Source organism: Pseudoalteromonas sp. UBA2102, from assembly GCF_002331165.1.
Classification (GTDB): domain Bacteria; phylum Pseudomonadota; class Gammaproteobacteria; order Enterobacterales; family Alteromonadaceae; genus Pseudoalteromonas; species Pseudoalteromonas atlantica.
The window spans coordinates 2,233-2,681 of the sequence record NZ_DCYU01000035.1; the positions used below are offsets into that span (position 1 = coordinate 2,233).

The 449-nt window shown below is 41.6% G+C and carries 1 protein-coding gene; it reads left to right on the top strand.

Features of this window, described 5'->3' with window-relative positions; genetic code table 11:
- Positions 1-227: 227 nt before the first annotated feature.
- Positions 228-449: MBL fold metallo-hydrolase (locus tag B2R65_RS04170; protein ID WP_286741284.1), on the top strand; the 222-nt coding region annotated here is incomplete at its 3' end.

Genomic DNA, 449 nt, shown 5'->3' on the forward strand with positions numbered 1-449 from the left:
GCTGGTATTAAGCTCGCCACTTAAATTACCTAATTTAAGCATATGGTAACCAAACATACGCGGCAGCCATTGATCCATTTTTTGTTCAATGTCAGCACGTAAATAATCCCCATGAGGGAACTGCTGCCATGACAGCGGTTTGGGTCCTTCTTGAAAACTAAGGGCTGGTTTCATTTTTATAGCTCGTTATACTAGGTGTTACCCGTCACTTTATAGAGCAAATTAATATGGTGCAAGTTAAAGCAATTAAAGCATTTTCTGACAATTATATTTGGTGTTTAACTACCCATAATAGCGACCTAGCGTGGGTGGTTGACCCAGGCGACGCACAGCCCGTTATGGCGCATTTAGCAGAGTATAACTTACAGCTTGGTGGCATTTTAATTACCCATCATCATAGCGATCATACCGGTGGCGTAGCCGAGCTTGTAAAACAGTTTTCAAACATT